General features: G+C 58.8%; 28 protein-coding genes and 1 other RNA gene. 19 read left to right on the top strand and 10 right to left on the bottom strand.

From position 1 onward, the window contains the following. The first annotated feature begins 251 nt into the window (after positions 1-251). Positions 252-620: a helix-turn-helix domain-containing protein gene (locus AC07ED_RS01920; protein ID WP_067546062.1), complete on the top strand. Its 369-nt coding sequence runs from the start codon at positions 252-254 to the stop codon at positions 618-620. A gap of 59 nt (positions 621-679) precedes the next feature. Continuing rightward, positions 680-1,492: an inositol monophosphatase family protein gene (locus AC07ED_RS01915; RefSeq protein WP_105234726.1), complete on the top strand. Its 813-nt coding sequence runs from the start codon at positions 680-682 to the stop codon at positions 1,490-1,492. Here the strand turns inward: AC07ED_RS01915 and AC07ED_RS01910 are convergent. From AC07ED_RS01910 to rnpB, 3 genes are all read right to left on the bottom strand, one after another. After that, entirely contained in the window at positions 1,489-1,989 is a 501-nt protein-coding gene (locus AC07ED_RS01910) for a GNAT family N-acetyltransferase (protein WP_105234725.1), read from the bottom strand. The genes AC07ED_RS01915 and AC07ED_RS01910 overlap by 4 nt on opposite strands. A 77-nt stretch (positions 1,990-2,066) precedes the next feature. Then, entirely contained in the window at positions 2,067-2,234 is a 168-nt protein-coding gene (gene rpmG, locus AC07ED_RS01905; RefSeq protein WP_007814563.1) for a 50S ribosomal protein L33, read from the bottom strand. Positions 2,235-2,358: 124 nt separating this feature from the next. Further along, positions 2,359-2,729, bottom strand: an RNA gene (rnpB, locus tag AC07ED_RS01900) — RNase P RNA component class A. A 102-nt stretch (positions 2,730-2,831) separates the two neighbouring features. Here rnpB and AC07ED_RS01895 point away from each other — a divergent pair. The 5 genes from AC07ED_RS01895 (at position 2,832) to AC07ED_RS01875 (ending at position 7,610) form a co-directional block, all read left to right on the top strand. Continuing rightward, positions 2,832-4,367, top strand: a complete 1,536-nt coding sequence (locus tag AC07ED_RS01895) for an FAD-binding domain-containing protein (RefSeq protein ID WP_105234724.1) — start codon at positions 2,832-2,834, stop codon at positions 4,365-4,367. 71 nt (positions 4,368-4,438) lie between these two features. Continuing rightward, positions 4,439-4,726 carry an Asp-tRNA(Asn)/Glu-tRNA(Gln) amidotransferase subunit GatC gene (gene gatC, locus AC07ED_RS01890; RefSeq protein WP_067546079.1) on the top strand — a complete coding sequence of 96 codons (288 nt, stop codon included), beginning with the start codon at positions 4,439-4,441 and terminating at the stop codon, positions 4,724-4,726. Continuing rightward, positions 4,726-6,204, top strand: coding sequence for an Asp-tRNA(Asn)/Glu-tRNA(Gln) amidotransferase subunit GatA (gene gatA / locus AC07ED_RS01885; RefSeq protein WP_105234723.1), 1,479 nt, complete (start codon positions 4,726-4,728; stop codon positions 6,202-6,204). Before gatC ends, gatA begins: the two co-directional genes overlap by 1 nt. Positions 6,205-6,237: 33 nt before the next feature. Next, positions 6,238-6,948, top strand: a complete 711-nt coding sequence (locus AC07ED_RS01880; RefSeq protein ID WP_105234722.1) for a hypothetical protein — start codon at positions 6,238-6,240, stop codon at positions 6,946-6,948. Between the two features lie 8 nt (positions 6,949-6,956). Continuing rightward, positions 6,957-7,610 carry an N-acetylmuramoyl-L-alanine amidase gene (locus AC07ED_RS01875; RefSeq protein WP_245918129.1) on the top strand — a complete coding sequence of 218 codons (654 nt, stop codon included), beginning with the start codon at positions 6,957-6,959 and terminating at the stop codon, positions 7,608-7,610. On the opposite strand, the gene AC07ED_RS01870 is transcribed toward AC07ED_RS01875, so the two are convergent. Further along, entirely contained in the window at positions 7,607-8,056 is a 450-nt protein-coding gene (locus AC07ED_RS01870) for a nucleoside deaminase (RefSeq protein ID WP_105234721.1), read from the bottom strand. The two genes, AC07ED_RS01875 and AC07ED_RS01870, sit on opposite strands and share 4 nt — an antisense overlap. A 168-nt stretch (positions 8,057-8,224) precedes the next feature. Between AC07ED_RS01870 and AC07ED_RS01865 the strand changes: the two genes are divergently transcribed. The 9 genes from AC07ED_RS01865 to AC07ED_RS01825 all read left to right on the top strand — a co-directional run bounded on the left by AC07ED_RS01865 (position 8,225) and on the right by AC07ED_RS01825 (position 17,319). Further along, positions 8,225-9,031 (top strand): pseudouridine synthase, encoded by an 807-nt coding sequence (locus AC07ED_RS01865; protein ID WP_105234720.1) that lies wholly within the window; start codon positions 8,225-8,227, stop codon positions 9,029-9,031. 219 nt (positions 9,032-9,250) lie between these two features. After that, positions 9,251-10,129, top strand: coding sequence for a 5-bromo-4-chloroindolyl phosphate hydrolysis family protein (locus AC07ED_RS01860; protein ID WP_105234719.1), 879 nt, complete (start codon positions 9,251-9,253; stop codon positions 10,127-10,129). A 26-nt stretch (positions 10,130-10,155) separates the two neighbouring features. Beyond that, the gene (locus AC07ED_RS01855) at positions 10,156-11,346 is read left to right on the top strand and encodes a toxic anion resistance protein (RefSeq protein WP_105234718.1); all 1,191 of its coding nucleotides are present in this window, start codon (positions 10,156-10,158) and stop codon (positions 11,344-11,346) included. Next, on the top strand, positions 11,347-12,294 hold the full coding sequence (locus AC07ED_RS01850; RefSeq protein ID WP_245918128.1) for a DUF2927 domain-containing protein: 948 nt from the start codon (positions 11,347-11,349) through the stop codon (positions 12,292-12,294). A 16-nt stretch (positions 12,295-12,310) separates the two neighbouring features. Further along, positions 12,311-13,420: an SPFH domain-containing protein gene (locus AC07ED_RS01845; protein ID WP_105234716.1), complete on the top strand. Its 1,110-nt coding sequence runs from the start codon at positions 12,311-12,313 to the stop codon at positions 13,418-13,420. A gap of 107 nt (positions 13,421-13,527) precedes the next feature. Next, positions 13,528-14,616 (top strand): TFIIB-type zinc ribbon-containing protein, encoded by a 1,089-nt coding sequence (locus AC07ED_RS01840; RefSeq protein ID WP_105234715.1) that lies wholly within the window; start codon positions 13,528-13,530, stop codon positions 14,614-14,616. An 80-nt stretch (positions 14,617-14,696) separates the two neighbouring features. Then, positions 14,697-15,614: a carbohydrate kinase family protein gene (locus AC07ED_RS01835; RefSeq protein WP_105234714.1), complete on the top strand. Its 918-nt coding sequence runs from the start codon at positions 14,697-14,699 to the stop codon at positions 15,612-15,614. Further along, entirely contained in the window at positions 15,611-16,048 is a 438-nt protein-coding gene (dtd, locus tag AC07ED_RS01830) for a D-aminoacyl-tRNA deacylase (RefSeq protein WP_105234713.1), read from the top strand. Before AC07ED_RS01835 ends, dtd begins: the two co-directional genes overlap by 4 nt. A gap of 218 nt (positions 16,049-16,266) precedes the next feature. Beyond that, complete coding sequence (locus AC07ED_RS01825; protein WP_105234712.1) at positions 16,267-17,319, top strand: aspartate-semialdehyde dehydrogenase; 1,053 nt, start codon at positions 16,267-16,269, stop codon at positions 17,317-17,319. Between the two features lie 12 nt (positions 17,320-17,331). On the opposite strand, the gene AC07ED_RS01820 is transcribed toward AC07ED_RS01825, so the two are convergent. The 3 genes from AC07ED_RS01820 to AC07ED_RS01810 are packed head-to-tail and all read right to left on the bottom strand — an operon-like array spanning position 17,332 to position 19,336. Beyond that, a complete protein-coding gene (locus AC07ED_RS01820; protein ID WP_105234711.1) occupies positions 17,332-18,114 on the bottom strand; it encodes a metal ABC transporter permease in 783 nt (260 codons plus the stop codon). Then, positions 18,114-18,860, bottom strand: coding sequence for an ATP-binding cassette domain-containing protein (locus AC07ED_RS01815; RefSeq protein ID WP_105234710.1), 747 nt, complete (start codon positions 18,858-18,860; stop codon positions 18,114-18,116). Before AC07ED_RS01815 ends, AC07ED_RS01820 begins: the two co-directional genes overlap by 1 nt. Beyond that, complete coding sequence (locus AC07ED_RS01810) at positions 18,857-19,336, bottom strand: helix-turn-helix domain-containing protein (RefSeq protein ID WP_105234709.1); 480 nt, start codon at positions 19,334-19,336, stop codon at positions 18,857-18,859. Before AC07ED_RS01810 ends, AC07ED_RS01815 begins: the two co-directional genes overlap by 4 nt. Positions 19,337-19,401: 65 nt before the next feature. Here AC07ED_RS01810 and AC07ED_RS01805 point away from each other — a divergent pair, with 65 nt between their 5' ends. Both AC07ED_RS01805 and AC07ED_RS01800 read left to right on the top strand, forming a co-directional pair. Next, positions 19,402-20,286, top strand: a complete 885-nt coding sequence (locus AC07ED_RS01805; protein WP_105234708.1) for a zinc ABC transporter substrate-binding protein — start codon at positions 19,402-19,404, stop codon at positions 20,284-20,286. An 89-nt stretch (positions 20,287-20,375) separates the two neighbouring features. Next, positions 20,376-20,966: a TetR/AcrR family transcriptional regulator gene (locus AC07ED_RS01800; RefSeq protein WP_105234707.1), complete on the top strand. Its 591-nt coding sequence runs from the start codon at positions 20,376-20,378 to the stop codon at positions 20,964-20,966. On the opposite strand, the gene AC07ED_RS01795 is transcribed toward AC07ED_RS01800, so the two are convergent. Continuing rightward, positions 20,963-21,661: an HAD family hydrolase gene (locus tag AC07ED_RS01795; protein WP_105234706.1), complete on the bottom strand. Its 699-nt coding sequence runs from the start codon at positions 21,659-21,661 to the stop codon at positions 20,963-20,965. The genes AC07ED_RS01800 and AC07ED_RS01795 overlap by 4 nt on opposite strands. Positions 21,662-21,670: 9 nt before the next feature. After that, positions 21,671-21,949: a DUF3572 domain-containing protein gene (locus tag AC07ED_RS01790; RefSeq protein ID WP_105234705.1), complete on the bottom strand. Its 279-nt coding sequence runs from the start codon at positions 21,947-21,949 to the stop codon at positions 21,671-21,673. Positions 21,950-22,026: 77 nt separating this feature from the next. Between AC07ED_RS01790 and AC07ED_RS01785 the strand changes: the two genes are divergently transcribed. Beyond that, a complete protein-coding gene (locus tag AC07ED_RS01785) occupies positions 22,027-23,409 on the top strand; it encodes a diguanylate cyclase (RefSeq protein ID WP_105234704.1) in 1,383 nt (460 codons plus the stop codon). Here AC07ED_RS01785 and AC07ED_RS01780 read toward each other — a convergent pair. After that, complete coding sequence (locus AC07ED_RS01780) at positions 23,406-23,882, bottom strand: periplasmic heavy metal sensor (RefSeq protein ID WP_105234703.1); 477 nt, start codon at positions 23,880-23,882, stop codon at positions 23,406-23,408. The genes AC07ED_RS01785 and AC07ED_RS01780 overlap by 4 nt on opposite strands. Position 23,883 lies beyond the last annotated feature (1 nt).

The following is a 23,883-nucleotide window of genomic DNA, read 5'->3' as shown; positions in this document are numbered from 1 at the left end:
TAACGGCTTTTTCCATAGCCTAAAGGATCAAATCCTTCTCGCCAACATGTGCGTTGGTGTGGACTATCGCACAGTCACTGAGCGAAAGAGCGATACAACCTGTCCTAAAGGTCAGGTTCAAAACGCAACCGTTACGTGTTTACTATCAGGCGTCAAAACAAAAAATCGTCGCGCACGAAAACGGCCTTCGACTGTTGATGGGGCAACAGTGCGAAGTGTGAGTGCTAGGCGAAAACCCGAGAGGAAACCCTATGAGCCATCCCGTTGATATCCATGTCGGTAAACGCGTCCGGCATCGTCGTTGGATGATCGGCACCACGCAGCAGCAGCTTGCCGAAAAAGTCGGCATCAAGTTTCAGCAGATCCAGAAGTACGAAACCGGTATGAACCGAGTTTCCGCATCCCGTCTTTGGGACATCGCCCATGCGCTGGGCGTCGATGTGTCGTTCTTCTTTGAAGGTCTGGAAAGCAATGCTCCGGTCTCTGAAGGCAACATGCCTAACGACATTCTGTCGGACAAAGAAGCACTGGAGCTTCTGCGGTCGTACTATGCGATTCCCGAAGCCCAGCGCCGTCGTTTGTTCGATCTGGCCCGCGTCCTGAGCGACGCTGCCGCCTGAGCACTTGACCGATAGGCGCGCCCCGCGTTACCGCAGCAGCGGAACAAAGGGGACGCATCATGTCGAATACTATTGATACAGCTACTATGGGCGATCTCATCAGGGTCGCCCATTTGCTTGCCGATGCGGCGCGTCCCGAAACCCTGCGTTACTTCCGCAGCGCGGGACTGGATGCCGACAACAAACGTCCCGCCGATTTTGACCCAGTAACCGAAGGCGACCGCGCCGCAGAACGTGCGATGCGCGATGTATTGGCACGCGAACGTCCCGATGATGCGATCTTTGGCGAGGAATACGGCAAAAAGGAGGGCATCACGGGGCTGACTTGGGTTCTTGATCCGATTGACGGCACGCGGGGCTATTTGTCAGGCACGCCGACGTGGGGCGTTTTGATCGCCGTGGGGCCTCAGAGCGGCCCTGTGGTTGGCGTGATCGATCAGCCCTATATCGGCGAGCGTTTCATCGGTGCACCGACCTTGGCCGAGATTACAGGCCCTATGGGCACCTCTGCGCTTTCGACCCGCCCCGGACGTCCGCTGGCAGAGGCCATCGTCTTTACCACCTTCCCAGAGGTTGGCAGCACTGACGAGCGCGACGGGTTCACTGCTGTCGCTACTAAGGCGCGATTGGTCCGCTATGGCTGCGATTGCTATGCCTACGCTCTGCTCGCCGCAGGTCAGATTGATCTGGTGATTGAGGCGGGCCTACAGCCCTATGACATCCAAGCGCCTATTGCCGTGATCCAAGCCGCCGGTGGCGTTGTTACCGATTGGCAGGGCAAACCTGCGCATAACGGCGGCCGTGTCATTGCTGCGGCAAATGCAGAGATCCATGCAGAGGTGCTGGCGATCCTCAAAAACATCGCGGGCTAAAAATCAAGCTTCAGCCAAATCACGGGAAACAGAATCGATCCATCCCCACTGAGGTCGAGCATATCGTCGCCTGAAAGAACGAAACCTTTGTTCCGGAAGAACCCGACAGAGTTGCGCGTAGCAGGCCCGTAGAGCCCCTTGAGGCCTGCAAGCCTGCTCGCCGCTATGATCTGGTTGAACACTTCAGAGGCACAGCCGTGCCGCACGTGGTCTGGATCAGCGACAAGCATCCTGACGGTGCCATAGCCTTTGGGCATCTTTGACGTATTAGGCCCTTCACGCGACCACCCACCAGCGGCGTAGAGCGCACCATCCTGTTCGTAAACGTAATACTGACCGCGGATGATCAGATCGACGGGCGGCCTCGCCATATAGGGCACAGCCTGTTCGATAAGGGACGGCGCATAATCGTCCGTCAGAAGGAGATTAAAGCTACGATTACAAAGTTGCGTGATCGCGGCGAGGTCCGATAGGACCGATTCACGGACAATACCCATATTAGAACGGTACAACGAAAAAGACCGCGCTGGTGTCGCGCGGTCTACAATCGTTGTTGATTAGACAAAGAGTAAGATTACTTAATCTTGCCTTCTTTGTATTCGACGTGCTTGCGAACAACCGGGTCGTACTTACGGACAACCATTTTCTCGGTCATTGTGCGTGCGTTTTTCTTAGTAACGTAGAAGTGGCCAGTACCCGCGGTGGAGTTCAGGCGGATTTTGATAGTGGTCGGCTTCGCCATGTCTCATCTCTCCTGATCGCGGGCCGTTATCAGAACGGCACATCGCGTGAATTCGTATGAAGCCCGCCTTTTACAGCCGCCCGCCCCCGAGTCAACCGCAATTGTAATGGGAAACGTAAAGATTATGCGCGGACGGCCTATAAGCCGGATTTTGTCCAAGGGTTTCCCCTCTGGATGACCATTCATCTAGACGATCTGTTACCAGACCGCCTCTAGCTGCCAACCCGGACCTCTCGGGGTTAGGCGTCCCTGCCCCATAAGAGGCGCGAGGTCCCTATTTGGCATTGCACCCGGTGGGGCTTGCCGTGCCGGTCCTGTTGCCAGTCCCGCGGTGGGCTCTTACCCCACCGTTTCACCTTTTCCCTGCATGCAGGGTAGTCTGTTCTCTGTGGCGCTTTCCCTGGGGTTACCCCCGCCGGGCGTTACCCGGCACCGTGCCTTCTGGTGTCCGGACTTTCCTCGGACCCAAGGGCCCGCGGTCATCCAGCCATCCGCGCGGCGTCGTCGCTATGCGGTTCTGCGCCATCGGTCAACGGGAAAGGTTGTTTAGCGCGCGCCAAAGACTAGCTCAGCGCTTTAAGCAACAGAAGTGTAGCGATGAAAACAGCAGTTCATGTCGTTTGGTTCAAACGCGACTTGCGGGTCGAAGATCACGCCCCGCTGTATGCGGCATCGCAGCTTAGCCTGCCCGTCGTGCCGCTGTACATCGTCGAGCCTGACCTATGGCGCCAACCCGACGCATCTCGCCGACACTGGCACTTTGTCAATGACTGCCTGAGCGAACTGAACGAACATCTCACCGTGCTCGGCCAGCCGCTGATCATTCGGATCGGATCAGCGGTCGACGTCTTAGCCCAATTGCACGCCGAACATGGTATCGCTCGGATTTCATGTCATGAGGAGAGTGGGAACGACTGGACCTATCGGCGTGACCGAGCCGTGATCCGCTTTTGCCGTTCTCAGGGGATTACCTTGCAAGAGATGCCATCGAATGGCGTAGTGCGCCGACTCGCCTCACGCGACGATTGGGCTGCGATCCGCAACCGCCGCATGGCCGATAAACTCATCCTAAAGCCGAAGCGCCTTGCGCCTGCACCATATGTGCACTCATCACCTCTGCCTGAAAAAGACGACCCAATATTCGGTCCGCCCCTGAGCGGCAGCACACAAATTGGCGGTCGTCGTGCGGCCATCGCGGACCTGAGATCATTTCTGACAAACAGGTCACGCGGTTATCTGCGCAATATCTCTTCTCCCCTTGTATCGGACTATCATTGCTCTCGCATGTCGGCGCATCTTGCGTGGGGCACGATGTCGGTTCGCGAGGTCGTCCAATCCATTAGCAAACGGCGCAACCAACTCACCACGGCTGATACGGCGTCTTTTGGTCGAAATCTCTCCGCCTTTGGATCGCGGCTCGCGTGGCGGTGTCATTTCGTTCAGAAAATCGAGGACCAGCCCTCGATTGAGACGCACTGTATGCATCCTGCGTTTGAAGCGCTTGACCGACACGACGACAGCCATCCCCATTTCGCGGCCTGGGCCGAAGGACGCACAGGTTTCCCCTTTGTCGATGCCTGCATGCGGAATTTGACGGCAACAGGTTGGATCACCTTTCGCATGAGGGCGATGTTGGTCAGTTTTGCCAGCTACCAACTCTGGCTCGACTGGAGGGTTACGGGACAACATCTCGCGCGTCTGTTTACCGACTATGAGCCGGGCATTCACTATAGCCAACTGCAGATGCAATCTGGGGTTACGGGGATTAATACGATGCGGGTCTATAACCCCATCAAACAGTCCCAAGAGCACGACCCAGACGGTCGCTTTATTCGAAAATGGGTTCCTGAATTGGCTCACCTTCCACGCGAAGCAATTCATACCCCATGGACGTGGGAAAAAACGTTTCTAGATCGGTCGGATTTTGTGCTGGGCCGCGATTACCCAATGCCGATTATCGACCTTACGTCGGCAACCAAATCCGCCAAAGACAAGATCACGTCGATCAAACGCGGCATCGGGTTCAGCGATGTGGCGCGGGGTGTGCACCAAAAGCTAGGCAGTCGGAAGCGCCCAACGACCCGACGAAAAACTGTAAAACGCGCAAACCCTGACCAACTTAGCCTGTTCTAAGTCCCGAGAGCCTTGCGGGTTCTGGCCTGCGGCGTTAAACGCGACAACGACCCAAATATTCGGAGAGGCCCATGTCGATCGACACGGATACCGCCCGCCGCGTGGCCAAACTGGCCCGCATCAAGGTGGAAGAAGACGCACTGCCCGCACTGGCGCAAGAATTCAGCGCCATCCTCGGCTTTATCGAGCAACTGGAAGAAGTGGATGTAGACGGCATCGAACCGATGACCTCTGTCACGCCACAACGCCTGAAACGCCGCGACGACGTCGTGACCGATGGCAGCCAGCAGCAAGCCGTGCTGAAAAACGCGCCCGATGCGCGTGAAGGGTTCTTTGCCGTGCCGAAGGTGGTGGAATAATGACCGATCTGAACAAACTCACCATTGCCGAAGCGCGTGATGCGCTGAAAAAAGGCGAAACAACCTCTGTCGCTCTGACCGAAGCCTGTTTGGCCGCCATCGACGCCCAAGGCGTTCTGAACGCTGTGGTTCACAAGACCCCAGAACTGGCGATGGAACAGGCCAAAGCAGCGGATGCGCGCGGTTACGCAGACGCCCCTGCCCTGTCGGGTATCCCTCTCGGGATCAAAGACCTGTTCTGCGTCAAAGGTGTCGACACCCAAGCGGCGTCGGGCATCCTCAAGGGTTTCAAGCCTGAATACGACAGCACCGTCACGACCAAGCTGTTTGAAAACGGCGCGGTTATGCTGGGTAAGACGAACATGGACGAATTCGCCATGGGGTCGTCGAACGAACATTCGGCTTACGGCCCGTCCGTGAACCCGTGGAAGGTCGATGACCGTCAACTGACACCGGGTGGGTCCTCGGGTGGTTCGGCGTCGGCTGTTGCCGCTGACCTTTGCATCGGTGCGATCGGCACTGACACAGGTGGTTCGATCCGTCAGCCTGCGGCCTTTACTGGCACCGTTGGCATCCGCCCAACTTATGGCCGTGTGTCGCGCTATGGCATCGTCGCCTATGCGTCCTCTCTGGACCAAGCAGGCCCGATGACCAAAACCGTCCGCGATACCGCGATCATGTTGACCGCAATGTCGGGCCACGACATGCGCGACAGCACCAGCGCCGATATCGCCGTTCCTGATTTCGAAGCCGCCCTCACAGGCGACATCAAAGGCAAAACCATCGGTATTCCGCGCGAATACCGTCTGGACGGCCTGAACGCTGAGATTGCAGGTCTTTGGGACAAAGGGGCAGACATGCTCCGTGATGCGGGCGCTAAGGTCGTTGACGTGAGCCTGCCGCACACCAAATACGCGCTGCCTGCCTACTACGTAATTGCGCCTGCTGAGGCCTCGTCGAACCTCGCGCGCTATGACGGCGTGCGGTTTGGTCACCGCGCCACGCTCGGCGCTGGCGACGGCATCAACGAGATGTACGAGAAAACCCGCGCCGAAGGATTTGGCGCCGAAGTGCAGCGCCGCATCATGGTCGGCACCTATGTGCTCTCAGCTGGTTTCTACGACGCCTACTACAACCGCGCCCGCAAGGTCCGCACCCTGATCAAGCGCGACTTTGAAAACGTGTTTGCAAGCGGCGTTGACGCCATCCTCGCCCCGACCACCCCGTCGCCTGCCTTTGGCATCGGCGAAGTGTCGGATGCTGATCCAGTGCAGATGTATCTCAACGACGTGTTCACCGTGACGCTGAACCTCGCGGGTCTTCCGGGTGTGTCCGTGCCTGCGGGTCTGGATGCGAACGGCCTGCCGCTTGGCCTGCAGCTGATCGGCAAACCGTGGGAAGAGGCTGATCTGCTGAACATCGCCTATTCTCTCGAAGGGTCCACTGGATTTGTAGCCAAGCCACAGAAGTGGTGGTAAACGGCGGTAAATCTGGGATTAGAGGTTCACGGTATGCGTGTGAATAAACTGTGGTTGGTTGGATCGGCACTTTCGGTGCTTGTCGCATGTGGAGAGACCGTTCCGGCCAGCAATGGTCCCGGCTTTGGTGATCCTCTAGATTGGCAGCGTGAAAACGCGCTGACAGGTGCGCCTGTACAGTCGACGTCACTGTCGTCGACCACCAACACGTCCCAAGCGATCCCGACGGGTCAGCTGATCTCTGCTGGCATTCTGCCTGAAACCTCTGGTGACGGCACCGCCACTTACGTGCGCAGCACAGGTGTTGAAGCCTCGCCGAGCAACGCAGCCCCGACCCTGATCGGCGCAAACCTATCGGACGAACAAGATTTCCAAGCCGTCTCGGCTCGTGAAACCATCCAGTCTGACGCAGAACGCCGTGCGGCTCTGGCCTCGCAATACGAAGTGGTGCAGCCGACCGCGCTGCCGACCCGCGTCGCCTCTGGCCCGAACATCGTGGAATACGCGCTCACTGCGCCGAACACCAAAGGACAGGAATGGTATAGCCGTTTCATGCTCTCTGGCGAAGGTCGGTTCCTGCGCAACTGCGCCAAATACGCCAGCGCGGATGAGGCGCAGCGTGACTTCCTCGCCCGTGGTGGGCCTGAACGCGATCCGCGCGGGCTCGATCCTGATGGCGACGGCTTTGCCTGTGGCTGGGATCCGGCCCCCTACATCGCCGCAGCTCGTTCGAGCGGCAACTGATCCGCAAGGTGACATCCCCCAATTTCGGGCCGCGACGTGACAACGCGCGGCCCGACCTCGTTGTGATCCACTACACCGCGATGGCCGATTGCGATGCGGCCGAGCGGGTGTTGTGTTCCCCGGAACACGAAGTCTCTGCTCATTACCTCATCACGACCCAAGGCGAGGTGATCCAACTCGTCGATGAGGCCGACCGTGCATGGCACGCGGGCGCTGGCGCATGGGGCAGCGTCACGGATGTGAATTCTCGGTCCATCGGGATTGAGCTCTCAAATATCGGCACGGCCCCCTTTGCCGCCGCCCAAATGGATGCACTCGAAACACTGCTACGCGGCATCATGAAACGCTGGTCAATCCCGCCCGAACGGGTGATCGGCCACTCTGACCTCGCCCCTGGCCGCAAAATCGATCCGGGTGCACGGTTCGATTGGACCCGCCTTGCTCGTCAAGGCCTCGCTATTCGCGCCAAAGCCACACCGACAGCCCCCATAAACCCCGCCACATTCGACGCGCTCCTGACAACGATCGGCTATCCACAAGTGCCTGCTGATACGCGCCTATCGGCTTTCCGCCTGCGCCACAGGCAACATCACACTGGACCGCTCGACGGAACGGACATGGCGCTGGCGCTCGATCTGGCGAAACGGTTCCCTGCGGCCTAACGCTTTGCCGCAAAGAACGATTTGAGCATCTCTTCGGCCTCACGCGCCGCGATGCCATCGTATACCTCAGGCGCATGATGACACTGGGAATGCGAAAACACCCGCGGCCCTTGTGCCACGCCACCCGATTTCGGATCTGCCGCCCCATAATAAAGCCGCCCGATCCGCGCAAAAGAAATGACCGCGGCACACATCGGGCATGGCTCTAGCGTCACATAGAGGTCATGCCCCACCAAACGCTCGCTCCCCAATGCGGCACATGCCTCGCGGATCGCCAGCGTTTCCGCATGGGCCGTGGGGTCCGACAATTCACGCGTCCTATTCCCCGCCCGCGCCACGACCGATCCATCAGGCGCAACAATCACCGCACCCACGGGAACTTCGCCACGCGCGGCGGCCAATCGCGCCTCGTCTAGCGCCTGATCCATGTAGCTCGTGAATGTCATTCCTTCTTTTGTTCCGCCACAGCCCAATGCGCAAGCCCCCTGCCTTTGTGCCGCAAATATCCCCGGGGGGTCTAAGGGGGGCAGCGCCCCCCTTGCCCGATCAGTATTTTCGCACCTGCCCATCAGGGATGATTGCGCCGCAACCCGCTTAGGCGCTATGGGACAGGTATGAGCACGCAAACACCGGACGGCGACCGCATCGCCAAAGTTCTTTCTCGCGCAGGCGTCGCATCCCGACGTGAAGCCGAACGTATGATCGCGGAAGGCCGCGTAAAGGTGAACGGGGTCGTCATCGACAGCCCTGCCCTGAACGTGAGCAGCAGTGACCGCATCATCGTCGATGGCAAACCCGTGTCGGAACCCGAACCTGCGCGTCTGTGGCTCTATCACAAGCCCGCTGGTCTTGTGACGACAGAACGTGATGAGAAAGGCCGCGATACGGTCTTTGGTACGCTCCCCGAAGATATGCCGCGCGTAATGAGCGTGGGACGGCTCGACTTGAACTCCGAAGGCTTGTTGCTTCTGACCAACGACGGGGAACTGAAACGCAAGCTGGAATTGCCCGCCACGGGCTGGCTGCGCCGCTACCGCGTCCGCGTCAAAGGCGATGGGTCGAAAATCGACATCGACGCGCTGCGCCGTGGTATCACCGTGGACGGCGTGAAATACGCGCCGATGGAAGTCGGCTTTGACCGTCAGCAAGGCGCGAACGCGTGGTACACCATCGCGCTGCGCGAAGGGAAAAACCGCGAAATCCGTAAGGCGATGATGGCCGTGAACGCCACAGTGAACCGCCTGCTTCGCGTGTCCTATGGACCGTTCCAATTGGGCAACCTCAAAGCCGGCGAAGTCGAAGAAGTCAAACGCCGCGTTCTTCGGGATCAGATGGGGTGGGACAACGACCAAAACCCGACCGAGACGCCGAAACCAAAACCCGTGCGCAACCGCAAACCACGTCCGCCACGCAAACCATAACATTCAAGGCCTTGCTACCGACAGTTGCAGGGTCCATGTTACGTATTGGGAACTTGGGGGCTACCACAGGCGCAACGTCATGCGGATGTTGCGTTCAGGGGCTAGACCTCATGATTACGTGTGGAAGGTTTTGATGCCCAAATCTGTTAAGAACATCGCATTCGCGCTTTTGATCATGCTGCTCTTCGGCACAACCTTTGGCTGGATCGGAGGTCTGTGATGGCGCAGAAATACGGCGGCAAATACAGCCCACAATCGCAACAGTCCCCGTCTACCCCCGCAGCCCCCGATCATCGGGTCAAAGACGCGGCGGGTGCGCGTGCGAATGTTCTCTTTATCCCTGCGGCCATGCTCGGTTTTGTGTCGATCCGCGAAGGGGCGACATTGATGATCGTCGGCCTCTCGGCTGCTGCGCTGATGTTGCTCGGCGCGTGGCTCACCCGCGAAGGGCTCCGCGCGGAGGCCGCTTATAACGCCCGCGCTATTGCCCGCCGCCCTGCTCTACCTCGTAAAATCATCGGCTCGGTTCTGATCGGGGTCGCGGTGGCCTTGGCGTCGATCCGCAGTGGATCGCCCGTGCTGCCCGCACCTGCCTTTGGGATCGTGGCGACAGCGCTCTACCTCGTCGCCTTTGGCCTCGACCCGCTTAAAAACAAACGCATGGAAGGCATCGATGACTTCCAGCAGGACCGCGTCGCCCGTGTCGTAGATGAGGCCGAAGACTACCTCGCCGCGATGGCTGACCACATTTCCACGCTTAAGGATCGCGCCTTGGACGGTCGGATTGCGACATTCCAATCCATTGCTCGCCGCATGATCCGCACCGTCGAAGAAGACCCCCGCGACCTCACAGGCGCCCGCAAATATCTGGGCGTCTATCTGATGGGGGCACGCGATGCTTCGGCCAAGTTTGCAGACCTTTATAAGAGAACGGGCGATCAGAGCGCCCGCGCAGATTACGAACAGCTGCTCATCGACCTCGAACAGAATTTTGCGGCACGCACCGACAAGATGCTGACCGATGATCGCAGCGATATGGATATTGAAATCAAAGTGTTGCGCGACAGACTGCAACGCGAAGGCGTAAAGCCGCTTTAATAAAGTCAATGTGACGGAGAACCATTATGTCCCAAGATATTCGCACCAAAGCCGAGGCCAGCTTGGCCAATGTTGAAAAAGTAACTGCCGTTGTTCTGGCTGAACCGGGCACAGAGATTGTGGCCTTGGATCAGGCGGACGCGACCACCAGCGCGGAGATCACAAAACGCATTTCCGAACTGGATATGAGCGATACCAACTCCATCGTGCGCTTTGGTTCGTCCGCTCAGGCGGAACTGCAGGAAATCTCGCAATCGATGCTGCAAGGCGTCCGCAACAAGGACGTTGGCCCCGCAGGTGACAGCCTGCGCAACATCGTAACCACGATCCGTGGGTTCTCGGTCTCGGAACTGGATGTGCGCCGTGAACGGACTTTCTGGGAAAAACTGCTGGGCCGCGCCGCACCGATGGCGAAATTTGCTGCCCGCTTTGAAACCGTTCAAGGCCAGATCGACAAGATCACCGATGATCTATTGATGCACGAACATACGCTTCTCAAGGACATCGAAAGCCTTGATGTGCTCTACGAGCGCACGCTGACCTTCTACGATGAACTCGCGCTCTATATCTCTGCGGGCGAGGCAAAGCTGAAGGAACTGGACGAGGACACCATTCCCGCCAAAGAAGCCGAAGTTGCTGCAGCCCCCGAAGGTGACGGTGTGATGGTTGCCCAAGAACTCCGCGACCTGCGCTCTGCCCGCGACGATCTGGAACGCCGTGTGCACGACCTGAAACTCACCCGTCAGGTCACGATGCAGTCGCTTCCGTCGATCCGTTTGGTTCAGGAAAACGACAAATCGCTGGTGACAAAGATCAATTCGACTCTCGTGAACACCGTGCCGCTCTGGGAAACCCAACTGGCACAGGCCGTCACCATCCAACGATCTGCCGAAGCGGCCAAAGCCGTGCGCGAGGCAAACGATCTGACCAACGAACTGTTGACTGCCAACGCTGACAACCTGCGTCAGGCGAACAAGGTCGTTCGCGAAGAAATGGAACGCGGCGTGTTCGATATCGAAGCGGTCAAAAAGGCCAACGCAACCCTTATCGCGACGATCAACGAAAGCCTCGAGATTGCCGACGAAGGCAAGCGTAAACGTGCCGAAGCAGAGGTTGAACTGCAGCGTATGGAGTCTGAACTCAAAGAGACCCTTGCCAGCGCCAAGGCACGCGGCAATGCTACGGGGTATAACATCGGCACTTCGACAGGCGCATAAATGAACGGATGGGGACGGCGATTTTCTATGGCAGCGGCGGGGCTTATGCTCGCTGCATGTGTGGACATGCCGTCCCCACCTCCGACAACTGCACCACCTGCACCCGTGTCCCCTTCGCCAGAGGCGGAGTTGGACGGCCCATCGCAGCAGAGCCAACTTCTGTCGCTCTACTATCAGCGCCTCGAACGAAATGCGCTGGCCCAAAGGTTGATGCGAACGGATGATGGGCACGTTGATGCGCCCTTTACCGACACGCAACTGACCGCGAATTTCATCCGCATTGCGCTGTTTGACGAATATACGACCAGTGGCGGTTCACTTCGGGCGCGCGCCACCTCGTCGGCGCTGCGGCGCTGGGATCAACCCATCCAGATGAACGTGCAGTTTGGCGCGAACGTGCCGTCTGACATCATCTCGACCGACCGTCGATATATCGCATCCTTTGCATCGCGGCTGGCCTCCATTACGGGCCTACGCATCAATCAAGTCAGCAGCGGCGGCAATTTCCACGTCCTGATCCTGAACGAAGATGACCGTCTCGCGGCGGGTCCCTTGATCCGCAGCTTGATCCCGTCGATCGACGACAGTTCGCTGCGCTATGCGGTGAACCTGCCACGCGATCAGTTATGCGTCGTGATTGGCACCTTCAAACCCGACGGCCACACCTACCAAAGTGCGGTTGCGATCATTCGCGCCGAACATCCTGAATTGATGCGGCAGTCATGCTATCACGAGGAACTGTCGCAGGGGCTTGGCCTTGCCAACGACAGCCCGCGTGCGCGTCCGTCGATTTTCAATGATGACGACGAATTTGCGCTACTCACCCGTCACGACGAACTTTTGTTGAAGATACTTTACGATCCGCGCCTCAGCACTGGCATGACCGAAGCCGAGGCCACACCCATCGTCCGCCAGATCGCAGCAGAGCTGGTCGGTGGACCTGTGTAATTGAAAGGAGCCTCTTATGGGCATTTTGGATTTTCTGTCCGGTCAATTCATCGACGTTATTCATTGGACCGACGATACCCGCGACACGATGGTTTGGCGGTTTGAACGCGAAGGCCACGAAATCAAATACGGTGCAAAGCTGACCGTCCGCGAAGGTCAGGCCGCGGTGTTCATTCATGAAGGGCAGATGGCGGATGTGTTCCAGCCTGGGCTCTACATGCTTGAAACGAACAACATGCCGATCATGACCTCGCTCCAGCATTGGGATCACGGGTTCAAATCGCCGTTCAAGAGCGAGATTTACTACATCAACACCACCCGTTTTTCGGACCTGAAATGGGGCACGAAAAACCCGATCATGCTGCGGGATCTTGAATTCGGCCCGACCCGCATTCGCGCCTTTGGCACCTACACAATCAAGGTGTCTGATCCTGCGAAATTCATGACCGAAATCGTCGGCACCGACGGCGAATTCACCATGGATGAGATCAGCTTCCAAATCCGCAACATCATCGTCCAAGAGTTCAGCCGTGCGATCGCATCGTCGGGGATCCCTGTTCTGGATATGGCCGCCAACACCGCCGATGTCGCGGCCTTGGTGAACAGGGCCATTGCACCAACCATCGCGGCCTATGGTCTGGAAATCCCAGAGTTCTACATCGAAAACATCAGCCTGCCAGAGGCGGTTGAGGCAGCGCTTGATGCCCGCACGAGCCGTGGAATCGCTGGTAATCTGGACGACCACATGAAATGGCGCGCAGCAGAGGCGATGGGCAATCCAGCCTCTGGTGCGGGCTCGGCTATGGCAACAGGCATGGGCGCTGGTATGGGCATGGCCATGGGTCAGGCGATGACAGGTCCGTGGGGCGCTGTTCCACAAACCGCTCCGCAGGTCGCCCCTGTTGCGCCTCCGCCGCCACCCGTAGTAAAGGTCTGGCACATCGCGGACAAAGGCGAAACCAAAGGCCCGTTTTCAAAGGCATCGCTGGGCCGCATGGCTGGTGACGGCGCATTGACCCGCGAAACACTGGTCTGGACCGCTGGTCAGGACGGCTGGAAACCTGCGGGCGATACAGAGCTCGCTCTTTTGTTCACCGTCGCACCGCCCCCGCCGCCGCGGCCGTAATCACTGACCCCTAGCACAGACTGCGTCCGTCTTTGGTTTCACACTCAAAGACGGTCTCCTTCCTCCTTTTCCATCGCGCTCGTGGCAGAACAGCCCAAGGATTTCGAATGACTGTTCAAGAACACCGTTTTCCCTGTGAACAATGTGGCGCTGACCTGCGGTTTGACCCAGTTCAGAATAAATTGGTCTGCGATTTTTGTGGGCATAGCGAAGCTGTGGAAAAGGGCGACTATGCGGGCACGGCGATAAAAGAGTTGGATTTTGAACAGGCCATCCGCCATCAACTCCCCCTAGCTGAAATCGAAGAAACCCGTGTCAGCGCCTGCGCCAATTGCGGGGCGCAGGTAGAAATCCACGAAAAAGACCACGCTGTTGAATGCCCGTTCTGTGCGACGCCTGTGGTGACGGACACGGGCACCCATCGTCACATCAAACCCAAGGCGTTGTTGCCGTTCGGGCTCGATGAAAAGCAAGCGCGCGATGCGATGACGAGATGGCTGGGCCAATTGTGGTTCGCGCCAAACGGATTGCAGGAATATGCCCGCAAGGGCCGCAAGCTCAACGGTATCTACGTCCCCTACTGGACCTATGACGCAGATACGAGATCGAGCTACACAGGCGAACGGGGTGACGACTATTACACCACCCATCGTGTTGTTCGGAATGGGAAATCCCAGACCGTGCGCCAGCGCCACACCAAATGGCGGCGTGCCTCTGGGCGCGTGGCACGGTTCTTTGACGATGTGCTGGTACTTGCGTCCAAATCGCTGCCGAAACGCTATACGGACGGGCTTCAGCCGTGGAACCTGTCCGAGCTTCAGCCCTATTCGCCCGATTTCCTCGCAGGGTTTCGCGCAGAGGGCTATCAGATCAGCCTTGAGGACGGCTACACCGAAGCCCGCGCCTATATGGATGCGATGATCCTGCGGGATGTAAAATTCGATATCGGTGGTGATCGCCAGAAGGTGCATAGTATCAACACCACGATCAGCGATGTCACGTTTAAACACATCCTGCTGCCCGTTTGGTTGGCAGCCTATAAATATCGCGGGAAAACCTATCGGTTTGTGGTCAACGGTCAAACAGGCAAGGTGCAAGGCGAACGCCCCTACTCTGCTTGGAAAATCGCCTTTGCTTCGATCATAGGTCTGATTGTCGCGGCAGGCGTGGGATACATTGTAGCGCAGAACAAGTAAGTTTAATCAGATGACTTGACTAATTGGTGTTTTAGCGGCACCCAGAGGTCTACTGTTAACGCTACCAGATGAGGCCCGAAATGATCCTGTGCTGCGGTGAAGCCCTGATTGATATGTTGCCCCGCACTTCGACCGAGGGTGAGGCATGCTATGCTCCCTACGCGGGTGGTGCTGTGTTTAACACCGCGATTGCGCTGGGTCGTTTGGGTGCAGAGACGGGTTTTTACTCTGGCATCGCGCAGGACATGATGGGCGATCTGCTCACCGAAACGCTCGTCAATTCAAAGGTCGACACCTCGGCTGTCGTCTATTCGGACCGCCCCTCGACCGTGGCCTTTATCAAACTGGTAGACGGTCAAGCGACCTATGCGTTCTACGATGAGAACACCGCAGGCCGCATGTTGTCCAAGGACGATCTGCCGACCGAGGTCACAGCGGATACCCTGTTCTTTGGCGGCATCTCGCTGCCCGTCGATCCCTGCGGCGCAACCTACGAGGCGCTCTGCCATCGCGAGGCCGCAAACAAGGTCATCATGATAGACCCGAACATCCGTCCAGGCTTTATCCGTGATGAGGCCACCTACCGCGCACGGATTGAAGGTATGCTGTCCGTGGCCGACATAATCAAAGTGTCCGATGAAGACCTGATTTGGCTCTTTGGCGAAGGCGACATGATGGATCACGCAAAGAAGCTGATCAGCAACGGGGCAAAGCTCGTTTGCATCACTGAAGGAGCCAAGGGTTCTTACGGTATCACCGCCGAGAACGTCGTTTTTGTCGAAGCGCAAAAAGCGACCGTTGTGGATACTGTGGGTGCTGGTGACACGTTCAACGCGGGCGTTCTGGCGTCTCTTCAGTCGGCCGGCAAACTGACCAAAGCTGCCGTCGCTGAACTGGACGAGGATACAATCCGCACCGCCCTATCGCTGGGCAACCGTGCCGCCGCCGTGACCGTCAGCCGCGCTGGCGCTAACCCACCGTGGAGCAACGAACTGTGAGAGCCCTCGTCCAACGCGTATCCGAAGCATCAGTCAAAATCGACGGCGAAACCGTCGGCGAAATTGGCCATGGGATGCTCGTACTCGTTTGCGCGATGGACGGTGACACAGACGAAAAGCCGGCCAAACTGGCGGCAAAACTGTCCAAGATGCGCATCTTCAAAGATGACGAAGGCAAGATGAACAAATCGCTGGTTGATGTGGGCGGCAGCGCCCTCATCATCAGCCAGTTTACCCTCTCTGCCGATACCTCGCGCGGAAACCGCCCCGGATTTTCGACCGCCGCCCGCCCCGACGAAGGCGAACGTCTTTATGAGATGTTCAAAGACGAGGTCGCAAAACTCGGCATCCCTACGGCTTGCGGTCGCTTTGGCGCGGACATGAAAGTGTCGCTGATCAACGACGGCCCAGTGACGATCTGGACCGAGGTTTAACAAAACCATTGCGCGAAATGGGGAATCGCTGCTAACCAGCGTCGCATGTCGATCCTGATGAAGAAAACCATGACCAAGATGACCACCGCTCTGGCGGGGGACGTTTTTGCATGGTCTGATCGGATCTAAGCAAAACAAACCCCGCCGGAGACGGATGGGGTTTCAGCGACACAGCCAAAGCGTTCCCAATCCGCCTCCTCTGAAAAAAGAGTGAGACTATGAACGTGCATGTTGAACCGCCCTACGCCGCCCCAGTCGTCGCCATTGTTGGCGCAACGGGTGCTGTCGGCATCGAATTGATCCGCAGCCTAGAGAGCCGTGGGTTTCCCCTATCCTCCCTGCGTTTGCTGGCCTCTGCCCGTTCGGCAGGCCAGCGCATCGCCTTTCGCGGCAACGACCTGATCGTCGAAGAACTGACCGAGCAGAGCTTTGCTGGCTGCGATATCGTGTTCTTTTCCGCAGGGGCGACGATCTCGCGCCGCTTTGCGCCGATTGCGGTGCGCTCGGGCGCTGTGGTCATCGACAACTCGTCCGCATTCCGCATGGACCCGACTGTTCCGTTGATCGTGCCAGAAGCCAACGGTCGCGCGCTCACCCCGCATGCGGGCATCATCGCGAACCCCAACTGCGTTGCGGCGATCGCCACGGTTGCCCTCGCCCCGCTTCAACGCTGCTGGTCAATCTCGCGCCTCAACATCGTGACCTATCAATCCGCTTCAGGCGCTGGTGCCGCCGCGATGGCGGAACTCCAAGACGCGACCGCCGCAGCCTTGAACGGCGAGGCCCATTCTCCAACCGTCCTACCGCATCCCTACGCCTTTAACCTCTTTAGCCACAACGCCGAGATCGATCCCGAAACGGGTTACAATGGCGAAGAACTGAAAGTCGTTGAGGAAACCCGCCGCATCCTCGCCCATCCGCGTCTGCCTATCGGGATCACCTGCGTGCGCGTGCCTGTCCTTCGCGCCCATTCGCTCGCGATTTCGGTGCGGTTTGATCAGTATGTGTCGCCTGAATCGGTGCGTTCGAAGTTGGAAAACGCTGCAGGTGTTAGGCTTGTCGATAACCGTGACGCGAACCATTTCCCGATGCCGTCCGAGGCCTCAGGGATTGAGGACGTTCTGGTCGGCCGCATTCGCACGGACCTCGGTGATCCGACGGGCCAAACCATCGCGATGTTCGTGTCGGGTGATCAGCTGCTCAAAGGGGCTGCGCTGAACGCTGTGCAGATTGCGGAAACGCTGCTCACTCAGACCGCTAAAGCGGCCTGAGATGAATAAAGGTCACGCACGGCGGCGCAAGAGGCTCAGCACAAACAGAGCCGCCGCCGTGCAGACAATCGACGGGCCTGCTTGGGTATTGAGGGTAAAGGACAGCCCCACCCCGCCAAGCGCCGCAATGATCCCACAGACGACCGCAATGACCGCCATGGCTTCGGGTGTGCGGGACAAGTTACGGGCTGCGGCGGCCGGAATGATGAGGAGCGCGGTGATCAAAAGCGCGCCGACGACTTTGATCGACACGGCCACAACGCCCGCGAGAAGGAGCGTCAGGATAAGCTGTTCCCGACGCGGATCGATGCCCGCCGCATAGGCCAGATCGGGCGATACCGTTGCCGTCAACATCCGCGACCAGCGCCACGCGAGGACGCCCACGACCACAGCCGCGCCACCCCAGATCACAGCCAGATCCGTTTTGCTCACCGTCAGAACATCGCCGAACAGGTAGGTGTCCAGATCAACCCGCGCTGAGGGAACCAGTGCCACCGCCAAAAGGCCCAGCGCTAAGGCACCGTGAGACAAGACGCCCAGCACCGTATCAGCCGCAAACCCGCGCCCCGTCAGCGACCATAGGCCGACCGCCATCAGCACCGCCACACCGCCCACGCTGCCCAAGATCGATACTTGAAAGCCAAGCGCAATAGCCACACCCAAAACCGCCGCGTGGGCGGTCGCATCGCCGAAATAGGCCATCCGCCGCCAGACGACGAACGACCCGAGAAACCCCGCCGCAATTGCCGTTCCAACGCCCGCGAGGGCCGCACGCATGATGAAATCGCTGAGCATCAGTGTGCGTCCTCGTGATGGCAATGGGGATGATCGTGGTCATGCCCGTGGTCGTGATCATGGCGATAAAGCGCGAGCGCCCCTTTGGTTCCCGTGCCGAACAACTGACGATATTCGGGGGCAGCCGAAACGACCTCTGGCGTGCCTTCGCAACAGACGTGACCGTTGAGGCAAATCACACGATCCGAAGCGCTCATCACAACGTGAAGTTCGTGGCTCACCATCAGAACCGCACAGCCGAGGCTATCGCGCAGGTCTTCGATCAATTGGTAGAACGCCGCCGACCCCGGTTGGTCGAGGCCCTGCGTCGCCTCATCGAGCATTAGAATATCAGGCGAAGACAGGATCGCTCGTGCCAAAAGAACCCGCTGGAACTGCCCACCTGACAACCCGTCCAACGGGCGTGTGCCGATCCCCGCAACGCCCGTTCGCGTCAACGCGGCTTCGGCCTCGGCATCCGTGACCCGCGTCGGCAGGTCCAAGAACCGCCGCACCGTCATCGGCATCGTCGCGTCCACATGCAGTTTCTGCGGCACATATCCGATCTTTAACCCCGCCTTGCGCACCACCTGTCCAGAGGTGGGCTGCAGCGCCCCGATGAGCGCGCGTAAAAGCGTCGATTTCCCCGATCCGTTAGGACCGACAATGGTAACAATCTCGCCCTTATGGATGGCAAAGCTGACGTTGTGCAAAACCGTCGCCGCACCATGGCGGACGTGGATGTTCTGTGCGGTCAAAAGGCTCATGCGTGGTCCTCTTGGCATGCGGGGCACAGGCCCTCGGCCTCGATCACGGTCTGTTCGATGCTAAAGCCGCTGTCCCCAATCGCATCCGATAGCACGGACGGCGCGGTTTCGGCTTCGGCGACCTTGTGACAGGCGCGGCAAATCATGAACGCGGGATCGTGGGTTGCGCCGGGATGTGTGCAGGCGACAAAAGCGTTGAGCCGTTCGATCCGATGCGCAAACCCCTGTTCGACCAGAAACCCAAGCGCGCGGTACGCCACGGGGGGCTTAGACCCCAACCCTTCGGTGGTGAGCCGTGCGAGGACATCATAGGCCCCCAACGCGCGATGGGATTCGAGCAATATTTCCAGAACCCGACGACGCACAGGCGTGAAATGCGCCCCGCGTTCTGCACAGGCGTTTTCAGCCGCCTGAAGCGCCGAATGGATACAACTGGTATGATCGTGCGGTGCAAAACCGCTGATTTTATGGGGCATGGCATCTTGTTATGTTATAACATCACCATTATATCGACGCCGACCTGCAACCACAAGAGGCCCCGATGTCGATTCGTCTAGCTACCGCACTCACCCTCGCCGCCACATCCTTACAGGCAGAGCCGCTTCGCATTGTGACGGATACAGCGCCGATACAGTCGATGGTTCAGGCCGTCGTGGGGGATCTGGCGGAGGTCGAGGTTCTGCTTCCTGCGGGTGCTAGCCCACATGACTATGCCATGCGCCCGTCGGATGCGATTGCGTTGGAAAATGCGGATGTTGTGGTCTGGGTTGGGCATGGCCTCACCCCTTTCCTTGAGGACCCGATTGAGACACTCGCCAAGGACGCCACGGTCGTTGAATTGTTGGACACCGAAGGTTGGCTTCCGATTGAACTCGACCACCATGACGATCACGACGAACATGACCATGGCGCCGTTGATCCCCACGCGTGGCTCGCCCCTGATGTGCAAAGCGCATGGGTCATGACGCTGGCTAATACGCTCGGCCAATTGGACCCTACAAACGCAGCCACCTACCAGTTTAATGCAACCACACAGACCACGGCGATCATCGAAACCCAATCCGCCGTTGAGGAAGTGCTCGCCGATGTGCGTGGCGGTCAGTTTGTCGTGTCGCATGATGCGTTGGGATATTTCGAACGGGCCTTCGACATGCCTGCCGCGGGCGCAATCACGATCAGCGATGCCTCTGCACCGGGAGCTGCGCATATCATTGAACTCCGCCAGATCATGCAGGATTTGGACGTGACGTGTATCCTCGTTGACCCGCAAACCTCTCCGAAATGGGCGCAGGTCGTGGCCGAGGGGACAGGAGCCAAGGTCGCGATGGTCGACCCCCAAGGCGCCGCCCTCCCCGATGGCCCGATCCGCTCCACTGGGATCATGCTGGATATTGCGACGGTGCTTGCGGACTGCCTCAAAGAATAGGCGCCAGAGCATTCGTATGCTCATAAGCAAGTTGGTCACCTTTTTGCCGTATTGCTCGATACACCCGAGCATGAGGCAAAGAGGCACCAATGGACGAACCCAAACAGAACGACCGCCGTATTCAGATCGAAACGGCAGCCTATGGTTTGTTGTCGCTCAAGGGCTACAAGGCGACTTCCATGCTCGAAGTTGCCAAACGCGCGAAGGCGTCGAACGAGACGCTCTATAAGTGGTATGGCAACAAACAGGGGCTATTCCTGTCGATGGTCGAACGCAGTGTGGCCGCGTCCCGCGAACTGCTCGTTTCCAGCCTCGAAGGAGATCAGGACCTCGCTGCGATCCTCGATACCTTTGGGCCTCAGCTGCTGCAGATGTTGACGAGCCAGCGCACCATTGTGCTCAACCGTGCTGCGGCGGGCGATGTGCATGACACAGGTATGCTGGGCCGCACGATTACCGAAGGTGGACGCGATGCGATCCTTCCGATCCTCGCGCAGGTATTCGACCTTTCAGAGCCTAAGGGCATGACGGGCTATGAAGCCGCAGAACTCTACCTCGACATCTTGATCAGTGACCTGCAAATCCGCCGCGTGATCGGCGTTCTGCCAATGCTGTCAGAGACAGACGTCAAAGCGCGCTCTGACCGCGCCCGCGATATCGTCCTGAAACTGATCGCTTAACCCTGCGCCGCGATCCACGCGGGCAGTTCAGCAATCGACGGTAAGACTACGTCGGCATGGGGTGCCAGTTCTGGCGCCTCTGCAAGTCCCGTGAGCACTGCCACCGTGCGCATTCCTGCCGCCCGTCCCGCATGAAGGTCATGGGTGCTGTCCCCCACCATGACGCAAGCCTCAGGGGCAAGCCCCGTCGCATCGCAAAAGGCGATCAACTGACCCGCTGCAGGTTTCCCACCAAAGCCACTATCGTAGCCCGCGATAAAGTCGAACCGATCCACCACATTCGACGCAGCGAGGTGCGCCCGTGCAGGTGCCTCGGAATCGTTCGTCGCTACGCCGAGCTTTAGGCCCATACCGCGCAACCCATCCAGATAATCGGCCAAGGGTGCCGCTTCGACCTGCGGTGCTGTGGCCGCACGGGCATTCATGCGGGCGATCAGGTCAGATTTGGGCTGAGGCGGCAGATACGGCATGATCGCATCGGCAACCTCGGACGAGGTGCTGGCAATCACAATACTGTCTTTGCGGAACCGACGGTTCGCCACGTCATAGCCCATCACATTCGCAAGGTCTGACAGTCGTTCAGGATCGTCGCCCACTTCTTCGGTCAAAAGACCCAGCGTCCATGCCCCCCATGTTGCGTTGAAATCATAGAGCGTGCCGTCTTTGTCAAAGACGACGCCTTGGATGGCAGTCATGGCTGTTCCTCAGGTCCAGTGGACGTTTTCAGCGCCAGGCAGCGCGTATCGCGCCTGAAGCGGGGTTTCGTAGGGCAGTTCCAGCGCATCACACATCTGCACGACCCACTCATCATCCATGGTCAGAAAATCGAGAACCGAGGCGAGAAACGCAGGTTCCGTGGCCTGCGTGCGGATGTCATCAATCGACGCCCCCGTTGCGCCCAAAAACACAGGACACAGGTCATCATTTGCGGCCAACCAGCCAAGGGCCCGAAGGGCGATTGTCTCTGCCTGTTCACGGTTCATTTGGAATTCCAACGTCTGCGCAAGAGTTTCTTAACCATTTTCGCCGCATCCTTAACCCACAGCCGTGGAGAACCAGAATGGCGGGACGAATCCTCATCATCGATACAGTTGCCACGAACCGCATCGTGCTCAAGGTCAAACTGGCCTCGGCGCAATATCAGGTGACACCCTGTGCCAATGTTGCAGAAGCCCGTGAGGCGATGAACGAGGGTGGCTTTGACCTCTGCCTGATCGAGATGACCCAATTGCCCCCTGCCCTGCGCGAATTTTGTCAGGATCTAAGGGACACGGCGGACACTCGTCATATCCCGATCATCGCCACGGGATATTTCGACAACCCTGCACAGCGGCTCGACGCGTTGATCTGCGGGGCGGATGACGTGCTGGAAAAACCGATGTCAGATCAGATGCTCTTGGCCCGTATCCGCAGCCTCTTGCGGGCGCGTGCAGCGGACGACGAATTGCGGCTGCGTGACGACACCAGTCGCGCCTTGGGCTTTGCGGAAGCGACGGAGGTTTTCGTGGCGGCGGGCGCTGTGACCCTGATCGCGGCCCAGCCAGAACAGTCAGCGACGCTCTGCCGTGACCTAGGAGCAGCGCTCGCAGCCTCGGTTCATCAGAAAACACCCGAAGATGTGCTCATGGCCCAAGGCAAGGTGCCCGACCTCTTTATCATCGACGCACGCGGGTTCGACCCTGACACCGATGATCGCCAGCTGTTCCGCCTCATCGCTGACTTGCGGAGCCGCACAGACACGCGCCATGCCGCCCAACTCCTGATCACCCCCAACGCGGGGAGCGACCTCTCTCCCATGGCTCTCGACATTGGCGCGAATGATGTGGTGCCGTCCCACGCGAGTGCCGCCGAAATCGGCCTACGGGCCCGTAAACTCATTCGGCGCAAGCAACGGATGGCGCAATTGCGGGATACGGTTCAGACAGGGCTAAAGGCCGCGGTGACCGATCCACTAACGGGGCTCTACAACCGCCGCTACGCGATCCCTCACCTTCGCGCCATGGCGGAGCGTTCAAAATCCACAGGGCGCAGTTTCGCGGTTATGGCGCTCGACATTGATCATTTCAAACTGGTGAACGACAGCTTTGGCCATAGCGCTGGGGATCGGGTCATTGCGGGCGTGGCTGACATTCTACGGGATAACTTGCGTAGCGTGGATCTGGTCGCACGGATCGGCGGCGAAGAGTTCCTGATCGCCCTCCCCGACACGCCCGTTGAACAAGCCCGCAAAATGGCAGAGCGTATCCGCGACATCGTGCAGAACACGCCCCTGTCGATTGGTGCAGGAAAAATGCCCGTGGGGGTTACGCTTTCGATCGGCGTTGCCTTGGGCATGGGGGACGACGGTGATGTCACCGACGTCATCGAACGCGCAGATGCGGCCCTCTATGACAGCAAATCATCAGGCCGCAATGCGGTGACACTGGCACGAACAGCGGCCTAGCGGCGGTCACCGCCATGTCTCAATTCGCGCTCTAAACGATCCGCAAATCGTGCTCGTTCGTCGCTGTCCATCGCTGTGATCCGATTGAGCAGTGCCTGCTGACCTGCCTCCATCGCGTTGCTGGCACGGGCGCGCTGTTCGGCAAATATCGTTTCAATCGCGGCAGGGTCAAAGTCGTCGGCGCGAACAACCGCCAAGAACCCCTCCATCGCGGCGATGCGGTCCTCGTAGCGGGGCGGACGAATGTCGTGGCGTCCGCGTAGTTCGGACCGAATGGCCCGACGGTCGTCATCACCCAAAGCATTCGCGAACGGGCCGATGGTCATATCGAACCCGCCGAACGGCCCCGGTGCGCGGCCTTTCATAATGCCGCCAGCCACGACGCCGATGATCATCACGTTCAACGCAAGCGAGGCGATCAGCAGGATACGCAGGCCCGGACGCATCCGGCTCTTTGGTGTATCGGTGGTCATA

This window comes from Aestuarium zhoushanense (assembly GCF_056431045.1).
This window is presented reverse-complemented; position numbering and strand designations above follow the sequence as displayed.

Coding starts and splice junctions, on each gene's coding strand:
- AC07ED_RS01920 (WP_067546062.1), top strand. CDS start 252: ATGAGCCATCCCGTTGATATCCATGTCGGTAAACGCGTCCGGCATCGT.
- AC07ED_RS01915 (WP_105234726.1), top strand. CDS start 680: ATGTCGAATACTATTGATACAGCTACTATGGGCGATCTCATCAGGGTC.
- AC07ED_RS01910 (WP_105234725.1), bottom strand. CDS start 1,989: ATGGGTATTGTCCGTGAATCGGTCCTATCGGACCTCGCCGCGATCACG.
- rpmG (WP_007814563.1), bottom strand. CDS start 2,234: ATGGCGAAGCCGACCACTATCAAAATCCGCCTGAACTCCACCGCGGGT.
- AC07ED_RS01895 (WP_105234724.1), top strand. CDS start 2,832: ATGAAAACAGCAGTTCATGTCGTTTGGTTCAAACGCGACTTGCGGGTC.
- gatC (WP_067546079.1), top strand. CDS start 4,439: ATGTCGATCGACACGGATACCGCCCGCCGCGTGGCCAAACTGGCCCGC.
- gatA (WP_105234723.1), top strand. CDS start 4,726: ATGACCGATCTGAACAAACTCACCATTGCCGAAGCGCGTGATGCGCTG.
- AC07ED_RS01880 (WP_105234722.1), top strand. CDS start 6,238: ATGCGTGTGAATAAACTGTGGTTGGTTGGATCGGCACTTTCGGTGCTT.
- AC07ED_RS01870 (WP_105234721.1), bottom strand. CDS start 8,056: ATGACATTCACGAGCTACATGGATCAGGCGCTAGACGAGGCGCGATTG.
- AC07ED_RS01865 (WP_105234720.1), top strand. CDS start 8,225: ATGAGCACGCAAACACCGGACGGCGACCGCATCGCCAAAGTTCTTTCT.
- AC07ED_RS01860 (WP_105234719.1), top strand. CDS start 9,251: ATGGCGCAGAAATACGGCGGCAAATACAGCCCACAATCGCAACAGTCC.
- AC07ED_RS01855 (WP_105234718.1), top strand. CDS start 10,156: ATGTCCCAAGATATTCGCACCAAAGCCGAGGCCAGCTTGGCCAATGTT.
- AC07ED_RS01850 (WP_245918128.1), top strand. CDS start 11,347: ATGAACGGATGGGGACGGCGATTTTCTATGGCAGCGGCGGGGCTTATG.
- AC07ED_RS01845 (WP_105234716.1), top strand. CDS start 12,311: ATGGGCATTTTGGATTTTCTGTCCGGTCAATTCATCGACGTTATTCAT.
- AC07ED_RS01840 (WP_105234715.1), top strand. CDS start 13,528: ATGACTGTTCAAGAACACCGTTTTCCCTGTGAACAATGTGGCGCTGAC.
- AC07ED_RS01835 (WP_105234714.1), top strand. CDS start 14,697: ATGATCCTGTGCTGCGGTGAAGCCCTGATTGATATGTTGCCCCGCACT.
- AC07ED_RS01825 (WP_105234712.1), top strand. CDS start 16,267: ATGAACGTGCATGTTGAACCGCCCTACGCCGCCCCAGTCGTCGCCATT.
- AC07ED_RS01820 (WP_105234711.1), bottom strand. CDS start 18,114: ATGCTCAGCGATTTCATCATGCGTGCGGCCCTCGCGGGCGTTGGAACG.
- AC07ED_RS01815 (WP_105234710.1), bottom strand. CDS start 18,860: ATGAGCCTTTTGACCGCACAGAACATCCACGTCCGCCATGGTGCGGCG.
- AC07ED_RS01810 (WP_105234709.1), bottom strand. CDS start 19,336: ATGCCCCATAAAATCAGCGGTTTTGCACCGCACGATCATACCAGTTGT.
- AC07ED_RS01805 (WP_105234708.1), top strand. CDS start 19,402: ATGTCGATTCGTCTAGCTACCGCACTCACCCTCGCCGCCACATCCTTA.
- AC07ED_RS01800 (WP_105234707.1), top strand. CDS start 20,376: ATGGACGAACCCAAACAGAACGACCGCCGTATTCAGATCGAAACGGCA.
- AC07ED_RS01795 (WP_105234706.1), bottom strand. CDS start 21,661: ATGACTGCCATCCAAGGCGTCGTCTTTGACAAAGACGGCACGCTCTAT.
- AC07ED_RS01790 (WP_105234705.1), bottom strand. CDS start 21,949: ATGAACCGTGAACAGGCAGAGACAATCGCCCTTCGGGCCCTTGGCTGG.
- AC07ED_RS01785 (WP_105234704.1), top strand. CDS start 22,027: ATGGCGGGACGAATCCTCATCATCGATACAGTTGCCACGAACCGCATC.
- AC07ED_RS01780 (WP_105234703.1), bottom strand. CDS start 23,882: ATGACCACCGATACACCAAAGAGCCGGATGCGTCCGGGCCTGCGTATC.